Below are 20,806 nucleotides of genomic sequence, written 5' to 3' on the forward strand. Positions count from 1 at the left end.
GGACCCGGCATGGCGGCGGAGCGACTGGTGGTCGTCGGAGGCGACGCGGCGGGCATGTCCGCCGCGTCGCAGGCCCGCAGGCTCAAGGGGCCGGACGCGATGAGCATCATCGCCTTCGAACGGGGCGACTTCACGTCGTACTCCGCCTGCGGCATCCCGTACTGGGTGAGCGGCGACGTCGAGGGGCCGGACGCCCTCGTCGCCCGTACGCCCGAGGAGCACCGTGCCCGCTCGATCGATCTGCGCACCCGCACCGAGGTGACGGAGATCGACGTCGCCGGGCACCGGGTACGGGCGCTGGACCGCGACAGCGGCGAGACGTACTGGACGGGCTACGACAAGCTGGTGATCGCCACGGGAGCGCGGCCGGTGCGCCCCGCTCTCCCCGGGATCGACGCCCCGGGCGTCCACGGCGTACAGACCCTGGGCGACGGCCAGGCGCTCCTGGAGTCGCTGGAACGGGCTCCGGGGCGCCGGGCGGTCGTCGTCGGCGCGGGGTACATCGGCGTCGAGATGGCCGAGGCGATGCTGAAGCGCGGCTTCGAGGTCACGGTGCTCAACCGCGGTGCGCAGCCGATGGCGACGCTCGACCCGGACATGGGGCAGCAGGTCCACGACGCGATGGACGGGCTGGGCATCACCACCGTCAACGGCGCCGCGGTCACCCGGATCGACACCGGTGAGGACGGCCGGGTCACGGGCGTCGTCACGGACGGGGGGACCTACCCCGCGGACGTCGTCGTGCTCGGTATCGGCGTCGAGCCGGAGACCGGGCTGGCCCGCGAGGCCGGTCTGCCGCTGGGGCCGCACGGCGGCCTGCTGACGGACCTGTCGATGCGGGTCGTGGGGCGGGACGACATCTGGGCGGGCGGGGACTGCGTGGAGGTCCTGGACCTCGTCGCCGGACGCACCCGGCACATCGCGCTCGGCACCCACGCCAACAAGCACGGCCAGATCATCGGGTCCAACGTCGGCGGCGGCTACGGCACGTTCCCCGGCGTGGTCGGTACGGCGGTGAGCAAGGTCTGCGACCTGGAGATCGCCAGGACCGGGCTGCGCGAGAAGGACGCCCGCGCGGTCGGCCTGCGCTACGTCACGGCGACGATCGAGTCGACGGGCCGGGCCGGCTACTACCCGGGGGCGAAGCCGATGACGGTGAAGATGCTCGCGGAGTTCCGGACGGGCCGGCTGCTGGGGGTGCAGATCGTCGGCCGTGAGGGGGCGGCGAAGCGCGTGGACGTCGCGGCGGTGGCGCTCACCGCCGGGATGACGGTGGAGGCGATGACGGCCCTCGACCTCGGCTACGCCCCGCCGTTCTCCCCGGTCTGGGACCCGGTCCTGGTCGCCGCCCGCAAGGCCGTGTCGGCGGTGCGGGCGGCGGGGAGCTGACCTGCGGGCGGCCGGCTAACGGGCCGTCTGCCTGTGGACGTACTCCACGAGGCGCGTCAGCGCGTCCGGGTCCATGTTCGGCATGACGCCGTGGCCGAGGTTGAAGATGTGGCCCTCGAGACCGGCGGCGGCGTCGAGCACCTCGCGGGTCTTGGCCTCCACCGCCTCGGTCGGCGCGAACAGCACCGCCGGGTCGAGGTTGCCCTGGAGCGCCTTGCCGGGGCCGACCCGGCGCGCGGCCTTGTCCAGCGGGACCCGCCAGTCGACGCCGACGACGTCCGCGCCGGCCTCGCCCATCAGGCCGAGCAGCTCGCCGGTGCCGACACCGAAGTGGATGCGCGGGACGCCGTACGACGCGACGGCGTCGAAGACCTTCGCCGAGGCGGGCAGCACCGAGCGGCGGTAGTCGGCGGGGGCCAGGGCGCCGACCCAGGAGTCGAAGAGCTGCACGGCGGAGGCGCCGGCCTCGATCTGGACCTTCAGGAACGCGCCGGTGATCTCCGCGAGCCGGTCGAGCAGGTCGGCCCAGAGCTCCGGGTCGCCGTACATCAGCGCCTTGGTGTGCTCGTGGTTGCGGGACGGGCCGCCCTCCACGAGGTAGCTCGCCAGGGTGAAGGGCGCACCCGCGAAACCGATCAGCGGGGTGGACCCCAGCTCGGCGGTGAGCATCCCGATGGCCTCGGTGACGTACGGGACGTCCTCGGGCGTGAGGTCGCGCAGCCGGGCGAGGTCGGCGCGGGTGCGGATCGGCTCGGCGATCACCGGGCCGACGCCGGGCTTGATGTCGAGGTCGATGCCGATGGCCTTGAGGGGTACGACGATGTCGCTGAAGTAGATCGCGGCGTCGACCTTGTGGCGGCGTACGGGCTGCAGCGTGATCTCGGTGACCAGCTCCGGCATCATGCACGAGTCCAGCATCGCGATGCCCTCGCGGACCTTCAGGTACTCGGGCAGCGAGCGCCCCGCCTGACGCATGAACCAGACCGGGGTGTGGGGCACCGGCTCACGGCGGCAGGCCTTGAGGAAGGCCGATTCATGGGTGGCGGGGTTCGTCCGCAGGCCCGAGGACGGGCCCTCCCCGGTTCGGACGGAGCTGCGCTCTTGGGGAAGGTCGTTGGCACTCACGCACAGAATCTTCGCACGGCGTGGCAACGAGCCGGACGCCGCATGGGTGTCCCTCCCTGCACGGCGCTCCGGTTCCGCCTACTCTTCCCCGCATGGCTCCGGCTCAGGGACAATTTTCCGATCATTCCGATGGCACTGACAGCGAGGAGGGTGCGGACGGCGACACTGTCCCGCCCGCGTTCCGGTCGGCGGTCGACGCGCTGCGTTCAGCACGGCTGCGCCCCGAACTGGAGGTCGAGCCCACACGGCCGCCGCAGCGGCTCGCCCCGCACGCGTACGCCCTGGAGGCCGCCGTCGTGGAGGGCGAGGACGATCTCGCCGACGGCCGCCTGGTCCTCCTGCACGATCCGGCCGGACACGACACCTGGCAGGGCACGTTCCGCTTGGTGACGCTCGTCAGGGCCGAGCTGGAGCCGGAGATGGCGGCCGACCCGCTGCTGCCCGAGGTCTGCTGGTCGTGGCTCACGGGGGCGCTGGACGCCCGGGGCCTCTCGTACGGGGAGGCCGGGGGGACGGTGACGCGCGCCGGTTCGCACTACTTCGGCGCGCTCTCCGCGCGCCGCCCGGCGACGCAGATCGAGATCCGGGCCTCGTGGACGCCGCGTGAGGGGCGCGGCGGGGTGCCCGACACGGCGGGCCATCTCGTCGCCTGGGGCGATCTGCTCTGCCAGCTCGCCGGTCTGCCGCCGTCGGGCACGGCCGACGCGGCGGTGGTGAGCCTGCCCCAGCGGCGGGGGCCCCAGGTCTCATAACGCTGCGTCATCTTCGGGGAGAGCCGGTCGCACAGGGACCGGCTCTCTTTTCGTACAATCGATCGCGCGTCCTATTTGCCCGAATTGTTACTCACTAAATCGTGATCTTCCTCTAAAGGAGGACGCACCTGCTGCCGAAGAGGTCAATGACCCTTCAAGCACGGTTCGCCCCGGCTTCATCCCCGAGCCGGCCCGTCCCGCCACTCCACTCCCCAGGAGGCCTGGTGTCCGTTCTCCTCGAGCAGCCCGCAAGCCTGGTCGCCTACCGCCCGAACAAGCCGACGGCCATGGTCGTCGTGGCCGACCCGCGCGTCCGTTCCACCGTCACCCGCCATCTGTGGGCACTCGGAGTTCGTGACGTCATCGAGGCGTCGTCCATCGCGGAGGCCCGCCCCCGCGTCGGCAACCCGCGCGACATCTGCGTTGCCGACGTCCACCTGCCCGACGGTTCCGGGCTGACCCTGCTGTCCGAGACCCGAGCCGCCGGCTGGCCGAACGGCCTCGCCCTCTCCGCCGCCGATGACATCGGCGCGGTGCGCAACGCCCTCGCGGGCGGCGTGAAGGGCTACGTCGTCACCGGCACCCGTACCAACATCGGCCACCCCACCCGTCCCGGCGTCGCACCGATCGGTGCCAACGCCGCCCGAATGCACCGCAGGCCTCCCGGTTCCCCGAGCCACCCGGGCGGCTACCGCGAACTGTCCGGCCGTGAGGTGGAGGTGCTCCGCCTGGTCGCCGAAGGCCAGTCCAACAAGGCCATCGGCGTCTCGATGGGCCTCTCCGCCCTCACGGTCAAGAGCCACCTCGCCCGCATCGCCCGCAAGCTCGGCACCGGAGACCGCGCCGGAATGGTCGCCGTGGCCCTGCGTACGGGCATCATCCACTGATCCCCGCACCCCGCCGGCACCTGCGCGGATGCGCATCCGGCCGGTTTACGTGCATGGCCGCCCGTCGACGGAACGTTCCGTCGGCGGGCGACGCACATACACAGATACCCTTGGCATGTGACCGACGCCCAAGAGACCGCAGCAGACACTTCACTGCGAACCACCGGGGGCGCTCCCCCGGACGACGTCGCCCCGGCGCCGATCCCCTTGCTGGAACCCCGCGAGGGCATCCCCCCGGTGGTGGCGACCGACGACGAGCTGGCCCGGGTGGTCGCGGGCTTCGCCGCGGGCACCGGCCCCGTGGCCGTGGACGCCGAGCGCGCCTCGGGCTACCGCTACGGGCAGCGCGCCTATCTCGTGCAGCTGCGCCGTGAGGGTGCGGGGAGCGCGCTGATCGACCCGGTCGGCTGCCCGGACCTGTCCACGCTCGGCCAGGCCCTCACCGGCAGCGAGTGGATCCTGCACGCCGCCACCCAGGACCTGCCCTGTCTGCGCGACATAGGCATGACCCCGACCTCGCTCTTCGACACGGAGCTCGCCGGACGGCTGGCGGGATTCCCGCGCGTGGGCCTGGGCGCCATCGTGGAGAACGTCCTCGGTTACGCCCTGGAGAAGGGCCACTCCGCGGTCGACTGGTCCACCCGCCCCCTGCCCGACCCCTGGCTGCGCTACGCCGCGCTCGACGTCGAGCTGCTGGTGGACCTGCGCAACGCCCTGGAGGAGGAGCTGGACCGGCAGGGCAAGCTGGAGTGGGCGCTGGAGGAGTTCGCGGCGATCGCCTCGGCCCCGCCCGCTCCCCCGCGCAAGGACCCGTGGCGCCGGACCTCCGGCATGCACAAGGTGCGCCGCCGCCGTCAGATCGCGGTCGTACGCGAGCTGTGGACCGCCCGTGACCAGGTGGCGCAGCGCCGTGACATCTCGCCGGGCAAGGTGCTGGGCGACGCGGCGATCATCGAGGCGGCCCTGTCGCTCCCGGCGAACGTGCAGGCCCTCACCGCGCTGCCCGGCTTCGGCCACCGCATGGGGCGCCGTCAGCTGGAGCAGTGGCAGGCGGCCGTCGACCGGGCCAAGGAGCTGCCCGAGTCGGAGCTGCCGCAGCCCGGCCAGCAGCCGGCCGGTCCGCCGCCGCCCCGCTCGTGGGCGGACAAGGACCCGGCCGCCGCGGCCCGGCTGTCGGCGGCCCGCGCCGCCGTGTCGGAGCTCGCCGAGCGGCTGCACATGCCGCAGGAGAATCTGATCACCCCGGACACCGTGCGCCGGGTCTGCTGGGAGCCGCCCAAGATCCTGACCCCGGACGCGGTCGAGAACGCCCTCGCCGGACACGGCGCGCGGCACTGGCAGATCGGACAGGTCGGTCCCCTGCTGCTGCGGGCCCTGGACACGAGCGCCTGACCCTCACTGCACGCGTACGCCCCCTGCCGGATCCGGTGGGGGGCGTACGCGTGTCGGGACCGCACCGTGGACCGGCCCATCGAGGAGGATCGATTTCACGCCAGTTACCCGGCCCTCCCGGGCCACCGGCCACGCCCCCTCCGCATGTGACGTTCACCGCTCCGGTGGTGGGGGGTGGGCAGTCCGGTTACCCGCAAGTAGCATGAGGGTCGTGGCGCGCCGATGCGTGCGCCCGCAGCAGTGCCATCCCGCACCCTGGAGGAGAGCCACCGTGCCTCGTACCATCCGGGACGTCGTCTTCGTCGACGGCGTCCGCACCCCGTTCGGCAAAGCGGGCCCGAAGGGCATCTACCACGAGACCCGCGCCGACGATCTCGTCGTGAAGGCCATCCGGGAGCTGCTGCGCCGCAACCCGGACCTGGACCCCGCGAAGATCGACGAGGTCGCCATCGCCGCGACCACGCAGATCGGCGACCAGGGCCTCACGCTCGGCCGTACCGCCGGGATCCTGGCCGGTCTGCCGCAGTCGGTCCCCGGCTACTCCATCGACCGCATGTGTGCGGGCGCCCTGACCGCCGTCACCTCGACGGCCGGCTCCATCGCCTTCGGCGCGTACGACGTCGTCATCGCCGGCGGTGTCGAGCACATGGGCCGCCACCCGATGGGCGAGAGCGTGGACCCGAACCCGCGCCTCGTCTCGGAGAAGCTGGTCGACGAGTCCGCCCTCTTCATGGGCATGACCGCGGAGAACCTGCACGACAGGTACCCCTCGATCACCAAGCAGCGCGCCGACGAGTACGCGGTCCGTTCGCAGGAGAAGGCCGCCAAGGCGTACGCCAACGGCAAGATCCAGCAGGACCTGGTGCCGGTCTCCGTGCGCCGCACCAACGCCGAGGCCGGGGAGACGGGCTGGGGCCTGGTCACCGCCGACGAGCCGATGCGCCCGGGCACCACCCTGGAGTCGCTGGCCGGTCTGAAGACCCCGTTCCGCGCCCACGGCCGCGTGACGGCCGGTAACGCCGCGGGTCTCAACGACGGCGCCACCGCCTCGCTGCTCGCCTCCGAGGAGACCGCCCGCGAGCTGGGCCTCCCGGTCAAGATGCGTCTCGTGTCGTACGCCTTCGCGGGTGTCGAGCCGGAGGTCATGGGCTACGGCCCGATCCCGGCGACGGAGAAGGCCCTGGCCAAGGCCGGTCTCTCCATCGACGACATCGGTCTCTTCGAGATCAACGAGGCCTTCGCCGTGCAGGTGCTCGCCTTCCTGGAGCACTACGGCATCGCCGACGACGACCAGCGCGTCAACCAGTACGGCGGCGCGATCGCCTACGGCCACCCGCTCGCCTCCTCCGGCGTCCGCCTGATGACTCAGCTGGCCCGCCAGTTCGAGGAGCAGCCGGAGGTCCGCTACGGCCTGACGACCATGTGCGTCGGCTTCGGCATGGGCGCGACGGTCGTCTGGGAGAACCCGAACTTCAACGGAGGCAACAAGTGAGCTCCACCACTGAGCTTCTGAAGGGTGCGGCCGAGCTGTTCCCCGGCGAGGTCGTCACGCAGGCGCACGTACGCCACCTCGACCTGCCCGGCGGTGCGGGGCGCTTCGCGCTCATCACGCTGGACAACGGATTCGACCACACCAAGCCGACCACCATCGGCCCGCAGTCGCTGGCGCACCTGAACGCCGCCGTCGACCAGGTCGAGAAGGAGGCGGCCGAGGGCACGATCGTCGGCGTCGGTGTCACCGGCAAGCCGTTCATCTTCGCCGTCGGCGCGGACCTCAAGGGCGTCGAGCTCCTCAAGGACCACAAGGACGCGCTGGCCATCGGCAAGGGCGGCCACGACGTCTTCCGCCGTCTCTCCGGCCTCGCGGTCCCGACGTTCGCGTACTACAACGGCGCGGCCATGGGCGGCGGTGTGGAGATCGGTCTGCACTGCTCCTACCGCACCGTCTCCTCGGCGCTGCCGGCGTTCTCGCTGCCCGAGGTCTTCCTCGGCCTGGTCCCGGGCTGGGGCGGCTGCGCGCTGCTCCCCAACCTGATCGGCGCCGACCGCGCCGTCTCGGTGATCATCGAGAACTCGCTCAACCAGAACCGCCAGCTCAAGGGCAAGCAGGTCTTCGAGCTCGGGATCGCCGACGCGATCTTCGAGGGCGCGGACTTCCTGGAGCAGTCGCTGATCTGGACCGCGTCCGTCCTCAAGGGCGAGATCGCGGTGGAGCGTGCCGAGGTCGACCGCGGTGACGCCTGGGACCAGGCCGTCGCCCGCGGAAAGGCGATCGCGGACTCCAAGGTGCACGGGGCGGCCCCGGCCGCGTACCGCGCGCTGGAGATCATCGCCGCGGCGAAGAGCGGCGACCTGAGCGCCGGCTTCGACGCAGAGGACCAGGCCCTCGCGGACCTGATCATGGGTGGCGAGCTGCGCTCCGGGATCTACTCCTTCAACCTGGTCCAGAAGCGCGCCAAGCGCCCGGCCGGTGCCCCGGACAAGTCCCTGGCCCGTCCGGTCACCAAGGTCGGCGTGGTGGGCGCGGGCCTGATGGCCTCGCAGCTCGCCCTGCTGTTCCTGCGCCGCCTGGAGGTCCCGGTCGTCCTCACGGACATCGACCAGGAGCGCGTCGACAAGGGCGTGGGCTACGTCCAGGCCGAGATCGACAAGCTGCTCGGCAAGGGCCGTATCAACCAGGACAAGGCCAACCGCCTGAAGGCCCTGGTCTCCGGTGTGCTGGACAAGGCGGAGGGCTTCTCCGACGCCGACTTCATCATCGAGGCCGTCTTCGAGGAGATCGGCGTCAAGCAGCAGGTGTTCGCGGAGGTCGAGGCGGTCGCCCCGGCGCACGCAATCCTCGCCACCAACACCTCGTCCCTCTCGGTCACCGAGATGGCGTCGAAGCTGAAGAACCCGGAGCGGGTCGTCGGCTTCCACTTCTTCAACCCGGTCGCGATCCTCCCGCTCCTGGAGATCGTCCGCGGCGAGCAGACGGACGACGCCTCGCTGGCCACGGCCTTCGGTGTCGCCCGCAAGCTGAAGAAGACCGCGGTGCTGGTGAAGGACGCCCCGGCGTTCGTCGTCAACCGCATCCTCACCCGCTTCATGGGCGAGATCCAGAACATCATCGACGAGGGCACCCCGGTCGAGACGGCGGAGAAGGCCATCGAGCCGCTCGGCCTGCCGATGTCCCCGCTGGTGCTGCTCGAGCTGGTCGGCCCGGCCATCGGGCTGCACGTCTCCGAGACCCTGAACCGCGCGTTCCCGGACCGCTTCACGGTCTCCGAGAACCTCGCGGCGGTCGTGAAGGCCGGCAAGCGCGGCTTCTACGTCTACGACTCCGGCGCGCCGGTCCTCGACCCTGAGGTCGCCGCGCTCCTCAAGCAGGGCGACACCGTCCTGACGGAGGACCAGGTCCGTGACCGCGTCCTGGACGCGGTGGCGCAGGAGATCGGCCTGATGCTGGCCGAGGGCGTCGTCGCCGAGCCGCAGGACATCGACCTCTGCCTGATCACCGGCGCGGGCTGGCCCTTCCACCTGGGCGGCATCACGCCGTACCTGGACCGCGAGGGCGTCTCGGAGCGGGTCAACGGCAAGCCGTTCCTGGCGCAGGGCGTGGCGAGCGTCCCGGCGTAGGCACGCACCTGTCGTACGTGATTGAGGGGCCCGGCAAGCCAGTTGGCGTGCCGGGCCCCTTCGTCGTCCCGACCGGGCCTCAGCCGGTCACGACGATCGCGGTGGCGACCTCGCGTTCCTCCGTGCCGCCGTCGGCCGGACGGTTGCGCACCGCCCCGTCGACAACCATGGTGGTCGACCCGCCGCCGTCGAGGTTCACGGCCTCGGTGGCCCCCAGCCGCAGAAGGCTCCTCGACGCCTCGGTCATCGACACGCCCGCACTGCGCCCGGCATCCCTGCCGTCGAAGGTCACCAGCAGCAGCGTGCCGTCCGCCTTGACCCCCGCGACGGTGCGGGGCTCCCGCCGCGCGAGTGTGGTGGACGCGAAACCATTGGCCGCACCGTTGATCCAGAGCTCTCCGTCGCGTACGAGCGCGGGGCCCGCGCCGATCACCGACACCCCAGCCCCCGCCACCCGCCTCCCGGACAGGTCCTGCACCCTGGACGTGACCTGGACCGAGCTGCCCCGGGGGGCATGTGCCTCCAGCCAGGTCGCTCCCTGCCCGATGCCGCTGAGCGTGCTGCCGCCGGCCGGGATCGGTCCGCCCGCCGGGCTCCGCAGTGCGGCCACGCGGCCCTTCGCGTCGAGCACTGCTTCCGCACTGCCCGCCGGTCCGGGCGGGGAATCGCTCCCCCAGGCCGGGCGGAAGGAGACGATCTCGTGGCGATCCACGCACAGCTGATTGCGGAGCGGCCTCGACTCCGGCCGGCCGGTCCTGGCGAGTGTGTCCCCGCCGACCCCGCCACAGCCGAGGATCCGGCCGGGGACACGGTTGATGCCGTCCAGTTCCCGGTCGGCGCCGTCCGAGGCGAGGAGGGTGGAGAAGGTGCTGATCTCGGCTGTCCGGGGCCGGCTTCCGGGCGGTCCGAGGATCAGTGCGGTACCCCCGTCGGCCGCCTCGCTGAGGAGGTCGCCGTCGGAGGCGTACACACCGAGCGGATCACCTTCGTAACCGCCGAAGTCGGGTCCGGTACGAATGTCGAAGAAGGAGGCGTTGACCGCCGCCACCGCGCCTGCCCGGTCCGACATTTCCCTGACGGTCCGCGCCGGGTCCAGCCGGTCCCCGTGGACGGCCGACACGGTGACCCGCGCCGAGGGGGACACGGAGAGCACACTCAACCGGACCGGACTGCCGTCCTGGAGGGTGTGCGTGAGCTGCTCGAAGGCCACGCCCGCGGGCAGCCGGAGGTGCGGAGCCTGACTGCTGCGGCCGGGCCGTTCGGCGGACGGGGGCTGGGCCGGGACGGAGCACGCCACCGCGACCGCCCCTACGGACAGCGCGAGCGCGCCCACACGCCGAAGCGGTCGCGCACGGCCGTCAGCCCGCGAGAACACCGGGCGCCGCACCCGTGTCACCGACGCACACGGTCACCCGCCCTCGCACGAGACGGCCCGCACCGTCGTCGAGGACGTAGTCGAAACGGTCGTAACCGGTATGGCCGTTGAACGGCGTGTACGTCACCGCTCCGTCCGGCGCGATGTAGGTCGCGCCGAAGACGGCGGGGCCGACACCGACCAGCTGGACGTGCTCGCCCAGCCCTTCGGTCAGCCCGGTCAGCAGCCCCCGGTATCCGGGCGCCACCCGCAGTGTGCGCCCCGGCACGGACAGCGGCGCGATGCGGAAGCCACGCTGCTTCACCGCATGGGTACCGCTGGTCAGGCTCGACCCTCCGCGGGCGATGATTCCGGACCGTACCTCGGGGACGAGGAAGGCTCCTGCCCCGGCGTCGTCACGAATCCGGGCGGTGAACCGGGCGACCCGTGTGGTGCCCGCCTCCACCGAACTCGCGTACCTGTCCCCCGACGCCAGCAAGCTCATTCCGGCCAGTTGCCCGACGGACGCCACCTTCGCGAACGGGGGCGCCATCACATAGCCGTAATAGCGATGCCCACCGCCCTCGGGAAAAAGAGTCAGGTCGAAGCCGACCGACTGCCCCGGTCTGAGCGGAACATCGGGATCCGCGTCGGCGGTCAGCTCCACGGTCAGCCGGATGGACGGATCGTCCAGCTGGACCGCGCTGACCCGGGACACCAGATGGCGCGGCGCGCTGCCGACGTCGTTCACAACGTGCTCCCCGTGCCCTTGGTACGTGTACGTGTGACGGCCTGGTGCGTGGCATCGTCCAGCCAGCCCATGGCCTCCGGCGGGAAGCTCTCGCGATCCAGGTCCTGGGCCCAGTGCTCCGGCACGATGCGCCGGGTCGCCATCGCGTGCGCGACGAACCGCGCGCACGCGATCGCGCCGGCGGGCAGCAGGTGGGTGCTGTCCTCCATGCCCTCCGGGTAGGTGGCGTACTGTCCCGGCTCCAGGTACATGAAGAGCGCCCGCGTCTGCTCGGGGCCGAGCTGCGTCCACCATTCGAGGCTCTGCTCGTAGAGATTGATGTAGGGCGTCGACGTCTGCTCCGCGAGCTCCCGCATCGCCATGGGGTACTCGCCGAACACCCTGGGGAGGTTGCCGTGCGCGTCGAAGGTCCAGCGCTCGTGCGGGCTCACCAGGACCGGATGGGCCTGGCGGTCCCTGGCACCGTCGACGAACCGTCGCAGATGGCGCTGGAAGTCACCGAAGGGCTCGGTGCGCAGTTCCGGTTCCGGCTTGTGGTCGATCAGGCCGAACGAGACGACCAGGTAGTCACCGGGCCGCAGTTGCTCCAGGATCCAGTCGAGCCGGCCCCGCTCGCTGAAGGTCTTGGAGCTCGCTCCGGCCCGTGCGCAGTTGACCACCTCGACCTCGCCGGTGAGGAACAGCGGGAGCACCTGCCCCCATCCGGTCATCGGCGCGCGGCTGGCCTCGCGGGTGCAGACACTGGAGTCGCCGGCGAGGAACATGCGGACAGCGCCCGGCCGGACACCGTACTCAGGCTGCATCGACCCATCCCGACTGTCGCTGGGCCGCGGTCTCCTGGCCCGCGGGGGCGGCGGGTCCGAGCGCCGCGGCGTCCGAGTCGCCCAGGCTGTCGATCGCGTCGTAGACCCTGGCGCAGTTCCCGTGGTCACGGTAGGCGAAGAAGTGTTCCGCCCTTTCGTGGTAGGGGCTCTCCACGGTGAATCCCCGGCCGATCGACGCAATGATCTCGTCCACGGCTTCGTCCACGGTGCGGCAGACCGGCCCGAAACCGTCCTCCGTGAGGTTGAAGTAACCCCGCTTGTAGTGCCGCCCGTAGAAGTCCTCCTCGTCGAACGGCACATAGACGATAGGGGTGTCCATGTAAGCGACATCGAAGAACACCGAAGAGTAGTCCGTCACCATCAGCGAGCATTCCTTCATGGCCTGCTGCACATTCCTGGACTTCGGGTCCGCGACGACGATGGAATCCGACTCCAGCTGAAAATGATGGAGATACGGGCGGATCTCGTAGTGCGGGAAGAACTCCAGGTCCACGCCGGCTCTCTCCAGTGCCTGGACCAGCCTCGGGTTGGAGAGCAGCTCCTTGTAGAAGCGGAAGTACTCGGACTGCATGAAGGAGGACTTGGCCGGACCGGCCGACTTCTTGTACGAAGCCGTGACGATCCACTGACGCCACGTGGGCATCAGCAGCACCCTGGGCCGGTCACGCGGCTCCTTGCGCAGGGCGTCGAAACGGGGGAAACCCGCCAGGACCGCCCGGGACCCGTAGCCGGCTTCCTCGGCGAAGAACTCCCGCTCCTGCCGTCCGCCGGCCAGGATCATGTCGTAGCTGGTGATCAGTTGTGCCGCACCACTGGTCACGTCGTTGTACGTGATGCCGTGCTGGAGGAAAACGCGCTGATACCGGATCAGTTCGCCGAACCGGTGCAGATAGAGCGCCTTGCGGTACCCCTCGGGCACCAGGTAGGACTCCGAATCGTAGGCGCCGATCAGCTTGGTGGCGTGCAGCAGGTACATCCGGTGCTTCATGGAACCGAGCTTCAGGACGTTCCCGTACGGCTGCACCTTCTTGTAGTCGGGGGACTTCTCGTCGATGACGTAGTAGGCCTTCCGGCGCTTCCGGTTCTCCCTGATCCACTTGAAGAAGTGGTACGAGTTGTCCTGCGCCGTGTCTGACCGCTCGCCGATGATCCAGATCTCCCGGGACCGCAGGAACGGATAGGAGATCCAGTAGGCCAGCCTCATCCGCCAGCCGGGGTTTCGGTGCTTCATGATGCGGATCTCACGCGCCGCACGCCAGAACCTCTGCTTGGTCCGGGCCTTCAGCGTCCGGTCGACCAACCTGAAGTGCAGCGAATCGCCGCCCCCGATGGTCAGCATGTAGCGGTGGTCGCCGACTTGGCCCACACCCTTCAGCCGGTGCAGCGGGAGCCGGGCCTTCATCACTACATTACGGTGGCGCGATCCGTCGGCCGCACGCACACGGAGCCGGAAGTCTCCGGACTTGAACCCCCCGTCCACGAGATCCACTGCCGGTATCTCGGCGTACCACCCTGCGTACAGGTCCCGCCCGTTCCGTGCGTTCATGAGGTCCCTGCGGTAGACCTGCCGCAGCGGGACGACCACCTTCCCCTGCCGCGTCTGGTGGACGAATTCGAGGCGGTTGACCATCTGACCGTCGATGCTCATGCCGGGGAAGGACATGCACCCCTCGATCACCAGCACATCGCCACGGGCCCGGACCGACTCCACCACCACGTTGGGGTCGTTGACCCGCGCGGCCCTGGACTCCGACGCACCGCCCCCGAACGTACGGTAGAAGCCGTCGTCGTCGACCTGAACGGCCGGAGTGGCCCCTTCGAGTACCCGGTCGGGATCGGCGAAGAGCTCGAAGTTCCCGGTCTTGGCGGCGTAGTGGTCGAGCTGCTGCGCCGGGTTGGTCACCAGCTCGGCGATCACCTCGTCCGGGACCGTCGCGTAGTGATCCCGGAGACCGGGGAAGATCTCCGCGAGCTGGGAGCGGCCCATGACGTTACGCGCGTTGCACAGGAATCCCTTGTAGGTGCGCGTCACATAGCGGTGGAACATGCGCCGGATCTCCGGGCGCTCCCTCTCGGAGACCGCGAGGAGATAGTGGTTCAGCCTGAGGTGATCCCAGTAGTTGGCGGGCTTGCTCCACAGCGAGTCCATGATGGACGTGCCGTCCGGGCGGCCCCGGTAGTAGTACACCGGCTCGTCGACGATGCTGATCCCGTCGGCGCGCAACATGCTCGGCAGCGTCACCCAGGCGTCCTCGAAGTGCACCCCCTCGCCGAAGCGCACGCCCAGGCGGCGGAGGAGGCCGGTGCTGAACAGCTTGTTGCAGGCGGAGCCACTGAAGATCAGGTCCGGCACCGAGGCAAAGTCGTCGACGAGGCGGTCGCCCTTGCCGAAGTACTGCTTCCAGGGTCCGTACGGACGGTCGGGGAAGTTCACCAGGTCCCCCACCACCACTTCCGAACCGTCCCGCCACGCCGCCTGCAGCATCTTCGACAGGGCGTCCTCGCCGAGGATGTCGTCGGAGTCGAGGAAGGTGACGTAGGGCGCGGTCACCTGGTCGAGGCCGTTGTTGCGCGCGTTACCGAGACCCCCGTTCTGCTGGTGGACCACAGTGACATTGGCGTAGTGCCCGGCGAAGCGGTCGAGGATCTGCGGCGTCTCGTCGGTGGCGCCGTCGTCCACCAGGATGACCTGGGTCGCGGCGAACCCCTCCTGTGCCGCGATGGAGCCGAGGCAGTCGTCCAGGTACTTCGCCACGTTGTAGCAGGGCACGACGACGGCCATCTCGAAGGCGTAGTCGAGGGTGGCGATCGGCGGGTGGATCAGGCTGCGCCACCACATCCAGGGCGCGTCGGGGTCGTTCTGCTCGGTCTCGAAGGTCCGGCGTCCGGCCACAGCGCACCGCAGGGCGAGGTTTCCGCTGACCGTGCGGTACCCCTCCAGCTCCTCGTCCCGTGCGTGGAACGTCAGTCCGGAGAGCTCCACGTCACGCACGTTCAGTGGAGACCGCGAGCGGTTCCGGTTCCACTCGACGACGACCGAGACGTTCCAGACGGTGCTGTCGGCGAATTCCTTCCCGAGTACGGCCGCGAGGTCCACCACGCCGTCGAACGTGATGAACCGCTCGTCCACCCCGGGGCCCGCTATCGGCACCGTGACGTCCCGCTTGGTGTGCCGGTTGCGCACAGCCAGGGCGAGTTTGAGATCGTCACCGGGGCTGATCCGCCCGAACCGGTTGACCAGCCGGCCCTCGAACCGCAGCTCCACACCCTTGACTGCCCAGTGGTCGAGCTGCGCGAAGAGCGGCACCTGGGAGAGGTTCGCCGTCGACAGGCCGAGTTCCGTGACGTCGAGCATGCGGCGTGCGTCCGGGAGGTGCAGATGGTCCCCGGACCAGTAGACGCGGCCTTCCTCCTCGACGAGGAAGGAGGACAGCGTGCTCCTGCGCTGGGCGTAGTCCAGCGTGGTCAGCGCCGCTTCCGTCTCCTGGTACATGAGGAGGTAGGCACGTACGCGGTCGACCGGGTCGCACAGCTCGAAGGCCTCGTCACTGATCGAGAAGAGGTAGTTGCTCGCGATCTCGGCGAAGCCCTGCTGAAATTCCGGATCGCCCTCCGACAGGGCCCGCATGTAGAGACGCAGGTCGTGGGCGAGGAACTTGGAGTCCTTGCGGACCTTGAGCGGCCACAGACCCCGGTCGAGGAGGAACGCGTCGGTCGCACGGTGCACGGCTACCCGGTCCGTGATGCTGCGCAGCTCACCGGTGCGGCCGGTGATCGAACCGCCGTCGGGCTCCCACATCCAGCGGTACACGGGGTCGGTGATGACGGTGATCCCGTCGGCGAGGCAGCCGGCCACCGTGGAGAAGTAGGTGTCCTCGTAGAACACGCCTTCCGGGAACCAGACCCCGCCGTTCCGGAGGAACTCGACGCGGTACAGCTTCGCCGCGGCGATGGGGTCGGACAGCATCAGCGGGAACTCGACAAGGCCCGGCACGGTACGCCGCATCGCGTACACCTCGGGCGCCCAGCCCTCGGTCTCGCTGGTGGCGCGGTTGACCCGCACCGCCTTGCCCGCGGTGATGTCGCTCCCGGTCTCCAGCGCGCTTGCCACCAGCAGTTCACAGGCGCGGGGCGGCAGCTCGTCGTCGGCGTCGAGGAACATCACGTACTGGCCGGCGGCCTGGGCTATGCCCATGTTCCGCGGCGCTCCGACGCCCCCGCTGTTGGTGGGCCGGCGCAGCACACGGACACGGCCGTTGGTGCCCGCGAAGCTCTTGACGATGTCGAGGGTGTTGTCCGTCGAGGCGTCGTCGACGATGACGATCTCGACCAGTTCGTACGTCTGGTTCACAGCCGACTGGAGCGCCTTGCCGATCGTCGTCGCCGCGTTGTAGGCCGGGATGACGACGGTCACCCACACATCGGGGGTGTCCTGTTCGTGCCTCATCGATTGCCTTCTCGGTCGCCCAGGTATCCGTTCTGCTCCGGCTGGGGCGCGTGGGGGGCGGCGTACAGCCGCTCACCCTGAACCGGATGGCCATAGGTGCTGCCGGTCTGCAGATACGTTTCCGCAGGCGGCCACCCCTCGTGGTTCGTGTACTGCTCGTTCGGGACGTAGCCCGTGTACGGCTGGGGGTAGGGCTGGAAGCCGGGGTCGTCGTCCGGCTGCTGGTCCAGCAGGCGCTCCGCGTCACGCAGCCCCTCCTCGACCCCGCGGCGGTGGCGGCCCCTGTGCAGCTGGGGGGAGATGATGCCGGCCGTGGACGGGACCGAGCTGAGCTCGGCCATCACCTTGGTGAAGTCACGGGTGGAAAGCCAGAACTTATACATGATGATCAGCTCGAAGGCTCCGAGCAGAGCGGCCGACACCAGCGTGGTCATCAGGATCTGCCCGATCAGCGGGGCGACGATGAAGATGAACATCTGGAACTCGATGCCGCTGATGAGGTGCGGCCTGATGCGGCTGCGCAGCATGGCGTGACGCACGCGCTGGTACCACGGGAAGCGGTGACGGAACTGTGCGTGCAGGTCCACCACGTGGGCGGCCGTGGCCTGCTCCTTGAGGGTCTCCGCCTCGGCCTCGGGATTCTCCCGGAGCAGATCCTCCATGAACTGGATCTGCTGCTCCTCCGGCTCCGCCGTGACCCGGCCCGCCGCCTCGGCCGCGGCAGCGCGCTCGGCGTCGCGCTTCGCCTTCGTGACCTTCTCGATCTTCGCCCGCATCGACATGCGCATCTTGTAGATCTGGAGGGCGTCGACGTAGCGCAGCATGTCGAGGAAGACCACCATGAGGGCGGCGAGCAGATACCGCTCGTCACCGTTGCGCAGGTACTGACCGCCCATGAGGGCCAGGGCACAGAAGAGCACCCTGATGCGGTCGAAGACGTAGTCGAGCCAACCACCGAAGACCGTGCCGTTGCCCTTGAGCCGCGCCAGCTTCCCGTCGATGCAGTCGAAGATGAAGCTCAGGTGGTACAGCGCGGCGCCGATGGCGAGGGAGACGGGGTCGCCCTTGAGGAAGAAGCCGGCCGAGCCGAGCCCGACGAACAGCGCCGCCCAGGTGACACGGTTGGGCGTGATGAAGCCGAACCGGGCCATGACGATCAGCATGCGGGTCGCCACGGGGTCGACCAGAAGCACCGTCCACCAAGCGTCACGCTTCTTGCACGTCAGCTTCTGAACAGCACGCAGGGACAGCTTGGCCATAACCCCTCAGTCACGAGAACCAGTAAACAGTCCTCGCTCATGCATGGGCAGGTACGAGGCGCCCTCATGTTCACCAGGTCCCCCCCGGTCGTTCACATGAAAGATTCACAGACTTTATCAAGAACTCAACAACTTCCGGCCAGGGCCGTTACCATTCCGAGCCCTTAGAACCACAATCGGTCGGAAATTGTCACACTGTGTACCACGAATCAAACTCAAGACTGCTTTTTCGTGACTTCCGGTGAGCAACGGCCAGTCGCGCCCCCGCAGTGAGCACCGCCAACGTGACCATTCCGTTCCGAGACCTGACGGCCGCAGGTGGGAGCGGTGTGTCCTTGCCCGCCGCGCTCCACCACACGCCCGCGTCCGGGCGCCCCTCCGCGTAGGCCCCGACTGTGCTTTCCCCTCCGGGGCCCGAACGGACGAGGAGCGCGTAGGCCCAGCCGTCCACGTCCACCCCCCGGACACCGGTCAGCGGCCCGCCGCCCTCGGCGCCCCCGAGCGGCAGAGGAGCGACAGCTCCCGGCCACCAGATGCCGGGCTCGTTCGTCAACAGGTCCCGGAACAGGACGGTGCCGGGCTCCGGCCCTGCGGACATCGTTCCCGGCACCGGTGTGAAGGGGACGCTCCGGTCCTCGGCCCACGCACCGCCGGGCCCGGAACGGGCCCAGCGCACCACCGCGTCGGAGTCCCGTGCGCGGACCAGGAGTTCCACCTCCCCGCGCCCGGTGGTGACGGTCACCAGCTCGTCCGCGACGCGGAGACCGCTGAGGTGCTGCCAGGGTGTCCACGCTCCGTCGGACGACTGATGGCGACAGCTCACGCTGTGCCCGAAGTTCCGGGCGAAGACGAAGAGGCCCCCGGCACCGTCGAAGGCCATCGCAGGGAAGCCGACCTCCCTGCTCTTGTACCGGTCCCCGGGATTGGGGGAGCCCAGCGAGTGCCAGGGAGTGAGTGGCTGTCCGGTGCGGTACTGCACCGCGTGCACGATCTCCACATCGTCGCCTCCACCCCCGCGTGCCGTCCGGCGCAGCGCCAGCAGGTGCACGAACCCGTGGGGGTCCTGCACCACGGACAGCCCCGGCATCAGACGGGGCCCGGGAAGCAGTTCCGGTCCGAGCCAGTCGGCGCCTCCGGGCTCCGACTGAACCCACCGCACCACGCCCGCGGCGGACGGCAGGAACGCCGACAGCCGGCCGTCGAACCCCTCCGTCAGCCAGTGTTCGGTACGCGGATAACGCGACGCCGACCCCGCGTCCAGCTTCTCGTCCGCCGCGGCACGACGGCAGTCCACGAACACGGGGGCTCCCGACTCCAGCTGGTAGGCACGCACCGCGGCCAGTGCCTCCAGAGCGGCGGCCGCCCGGTCAGGATCCTCGTGTACGGGTGCGCCCGCGTCCTCGTCGTAGCCCACGCGCTCCGGATCGGGGTCTGCCAGGCGGACCCACGCGGGGCGCAGTTCGCGCAGTGCCCGGAGCAGCGCCCCGTGGCCGTCGGCGTCCCGGCCGGCGAACGTCGGACCGCCGGGGACCTGGCACCCGCGCCGGGAAGCCTCGGTGAGGGCCCGCTCCAGTGCGGCACGCTCGTCCTTGCTCCCCTCGCCGACGCACAGCACACGGATCTCGGTCCCGTGATCCTCGGTCGCGACCAGGGGTGCCGCGTCGCCAGGCCCGCCGGCGACAACGGTCACCTTCCGGACGTCATCGCCGGCCGGGCGGGGGGCCTGAGACCTCTGTGCCTGGCCGTCACTCGCTCTGCGGGCCACGTCGTCCGTCCTTCCCGGTGTCGCTTCGCACCACGGGGCTCATATGCGGTGCCAGTCACTCAAGGTCAGCCCCTGGCTGTCCTCCTGCCGGGCCACGGACGGCCGGCCGTCCGTACCGACGACGGCCACAGCCATCCGTCCCCGGCCGTCGACGGCGAGAGAGGCATCGCCGGCGCACTGCCTACCGGTGTCGGTCCACCAGACACCGTTCTGCTCGCCCTCCGTCTCGAAGGCTCCGAGCCGGACCGTCCCGGCGAGGCTCCTGAACGCGAGCACCGTGCAGTCGAGCCCGTCAAGCATCGTGCGCACCGCGCTGATCCGTCCGTCTCCCGGCTCGCCCCCCAGAGGCACCGGCCAGCGCCCCGCGCGGAAGGCCGCGACGCCGGCGCTGCGCACATCGGTCAGGTAGTACGTCACGATCCCGGGCGAGGTCTCCAGTGAACTCACGGAACCGGGCAGCGGTACGGCACCGACCTCGTACCCCGGCACCAGAGGGCCCCCGGGCTTCTGCTGGCAGAGGTGCAGCGCCCCCGTGTGCACGGGAATCAACGCCTCCACCAGACCCGCGGACGTGGCCGCGAGAGCGGGCCGGTCCGTGACGCCGGCGGCCGGCAGCTTGCCCCACGCCTCCCACTGGCCCTGCTTGTCCTCACGGCGCAGGGCGAGCGAGCCCAGCCCGGTGGGCACACAGACGTGGAGGGCCCCGTCCTGGGCGACGGCCCCGGTGGGATCGCCGGCCTCGACCGCTCGGGCGATCTCCTTGGAGGGATTGCCCAGCGAACGCCACTCCGTCATCGGACGGCCGGTCTGGTACTGGGTGGCACGCACGATGTCCACCGTGGACCAGTCATCGGCGCGCGGACGCGACCGGCGGCCGAGGAAATGGGCATAGCGGTTCCGCCCCTGGACCACGGTGAGGTGGGTGATGCCCTTGGCCGGGATGACGTCGGGGCCCGCCCAGTGCCGCGAACCCGCGGCCTCTTCCGTCCAGCGCAGGACAGCTCCGCCTGCATGTACGTAGAGAGTCAGCCTGCCGTCATGGCCCGCGAGCAGCCACGGGCCCCCGGTCACCGCTCCGGCGTCCGGGACGGTGGCGGGAGCGGGACCTGTGCGCTTGGCTTCGTCGAGGGAGACACCTCGCATGGTGTGTTCTCACCCTCCCAGGGCATGTGACCCTCGTCGGACGAGGGCGCGGGGACCGAGACTTCGTGGACAGCGGGCGGAAAACGTCTGTGCGGCGGCC

The 20,806-nt window shown here is 70.2% G+C and carries 14 protein-coding genes; 6 read left to right on the forward strand and 8 right to left on the reverse strand.

Translation table 11 applies throughout. From position 1 onward, the window contains the following. Positions 1-9 precede the first annotated feature (9 nt). Entirely contained in the window at positions 10-1,389 is a 1,380-nt protein-coding gene (locus tag ACIRD8_RS12765) for an FAD-dependent oxidoreductase (RefSeq protein WP_403989580.1), read from the forward strand. Between the two features lie 15 nt (positions 1,390-1,404). Here the strand turns inward: ACIRD8_RS12765 and hemE are convergent, their stop codons facing one another. Continuing rightward, a complete protein-coding gene (hemE, locus tag ACIRD8_RS12770) occupies positions 1,405-2,448 on the reverse strand; it encodes a uroporphyrinogen decarboxylase (protein WP_403989678.1) in 1,044 nt (347 codons plus the stop codon). Between the two features lie 158 nt (positions 2,449-2,606). Between hemE and ACIRD8_RS12775 the strand changes: the two genes are divergently transcribed. The 5 genes from ACIRD8_RS12775 to ACIRD8_RS12795 all read left to right on the forward strand — a co-directional run bounded on the left by ACIRD8_RS12775 (position 2,607) and on the right by ACIRD8_RS12795 (position 9,163). Further along, positions 2,607-3,266, forward strand: coding sequence for a DUF3000 domain-containing protein (locus ACIRD8_RS12775; RefSeq protein ID WP_403989582.1), 660 nt, complete (start codon positions 2,607-2,609; stop codon positions 3,264-3,266). 224 nt (positions 3,267-3,490) lie between these two features. Further along, positions 3,491-4,153: a response regulator transcription factor gene (locus ACIRD8_RS12780; RefSeq protein ID WP_033300087.1), complete on the forward strand. Its 663-nt coding sequence runs from the start codon at positions 3,491-3,493 to the stop codon at positions 4,151-4,153. 117 nt (positions 4,154-4,270) lie between these two features. Continuing rightward, on the forward strand, positions 4,271-5,545 hold the full coding sequence (locus tag ACIRD8_RS12785; protein ID WP_403989584.1) for an HRDC domain-containing protein: 1,275 nt from the start codon (positions 4,271-4,273) through the stop codon (positions 5,543-5,545). Positions 5,546-5,816: 271 nt separating this feature from the next. Then, positions 5,817-7,037, forward strand: coding sequence for an acetyl-CoA C-acyltransferase (locus ACIRD8_RS12790; RefSeq protein ID WP_362938973.1), 1,221 nt, complete (start codon positions 5,817-5,819; stop codon positions 7,035-7,037). Further along, on the forward strand, positions 7,034-9,163 hold the full coding sequence (locus tag ACIRD8_RS12795) for a 3-hydroxyacyl-CoA dehydrogenase NAD-binding domain-containing protein (RefSeq protein WP_403989587.1): 2,130 nt from the start codon (positions 7,034-7,036) through the stop codon (positions 9,161-9,163). Before ACIRD8_RS12790 ends, ACIRD8_RS12795 begins: the two co-directional genes overlap by 4 nt. A 79-nt stretch (positions 9,164-9,242) precedes the next feature. Here ACIRD8_RS12795 and ACIRD8_RS12800 read toward each other — a convergent pair whose 3' ends face one another. The 7 genes from ACIRD8_RS12800 to ACIRD8_RS12830 all read right to left on the reverse strand — a co-directional run bounded on the left by ACIRD8_RS12800 (position 9,243) and on the right by ACIRD8_RS12830 (position 20,706). Continuing rightward, complete coding sequence (locus ACIRD8_RS12800; protein WP_403989589.1) at positions 9,243-10,496, reverse strand: phosphodiester glycosidase family protein; 1,254 nt, start codon at positions 10,494-10,496, stop codon at positions 9,243-9,245. Between the two features lie 25 nt (positions 10,497-10,521). Further along, a complete protein-coding gene (locus ACIRD8_RS12805) occupies positions 10,522-11,268 on the reverse strand; it encodes an Ig-like domain-containing protein (RefSeq protein ID WP_403989591.1) in 747 nt (248 codons plus the stop codon). Continuing rightward, entirely contained in the window at positions 11,265-12,071 is an 807-nt protein-coding gene (locus tag ACIRD8_RS12810) for a rhamnogalacturonan acetylesterase (RefSeq protein ID WP_403989593.1), read from the reverse strand. The genes ACIRD8_RS12805 and ACIRD8_RS12810 overlap by 4 nt, the downstream gene beginning before the upstream one ends. Next, positions 12,061-16,539, reverse strand: a complete 4,479-nt coding sequence (locus ACIRD8_RS12815; protein WP_403989595.1) for a glycosyltransferase — start codon at positions 16,537-16,539, stop codon at positions 12,061-12,063. Before ACIRD8_RS12815 ends, ACIRD8_RS12810 begins: the two co-directional genes overlap by 11 nt. Further along, positions 16,536-17,798, reverse strand: coding sequence for a CDP-alcohol phosphatidyltransferase family protein (locus tag ACIRD8_RS12820; protein WP_403989597.1), 1,263 nt, complete (start codon positions 17,796-17,798; stop codon positions 16,536-16,538). The genes ACIRD8_RS12815 and ACIRD8_RS12820 overlap by 4 nt, the downstream gene beginning before the upstream one ends. A 190-nt stretch (positions 17,799-17,988) precedes the next feature. Then, positions 17,989-19,488, reverse strand: coding sequence for a hypothetical protein (locus ACIRD8_RS12825; protein WP_403989599.1), 1,500 nt, complete (start codon positions 19,486-19,488; stop codon positions 17,989-17,991). 114 nt (positions 19,489-19,602) lie between these two features. Further along, positions 19,603-20,706 (reverse strand): hypothetical protein, encoded by a 1,104-nt coding sequence (locus ACIRD8_RS12830; protein ID WP_403989601.1) that lies wholly within the window; start codon positions 20,704-20,706, stop codon positions 19,603-19,605. Between the last annotated feature and the right edge of the window lie 100 nt (positions 20,707-20,806).

This window comes from Streptomyces sp. NPDC102451 (assembly GCF_044765485.1).
Taxonomy (GTDB): domain Bacteria; phylum Actinomycetota; class Actinomycetes; order Streptomycetales; family Streptomycetaceae; genus Streptomyces.

Coding starts and splice junctions, on each gene's coding strand:
- ACIRD8_RS12815 (WP_403989595.1), bottom strand. CDS start 16,539: ATGAGGCACGAACAGGACACCCCCGATGTGTGGGTGACCGTCGTCATC.
- ACIRD8_RS12810 (WP_403989593.1), bottom strand. CDS start 12,071: ATGCAGCCTGAGTACGGTGTCCGGCCGGGCGCTGTCCGCATGTTCCTC.
- ACIRD8_RS12765 (WP_403989580.1), top strand. CDS start 10: ATGGCGGCGGAGCGACTGGTGGTCGTCGGAGGCGACGCGGCGGGCATG.
- ACIRD8_RS12830 (WP_403989601.1), bottom strand. CDS start 20,706: ATGCGAGGTGTCTCCCTCGACGAAGCCAAGCGCACAGGTCCCGCTCCC.
- ACIRD8_RS12820 (WP_403989597.1), bottom strand. CDS start 17,798: ATGGCCAAGCTGTCCCTGCGTGCTGTTCAGAAGCTGACGTGCAAGAAG.
- ACIRD8_RS12775 (WP_403989582.1), top strand. CDS start 2,607: ATGGCTCCGGCTCAGGGACAATTTTCCGATCATTCCGATGGCACTGAC.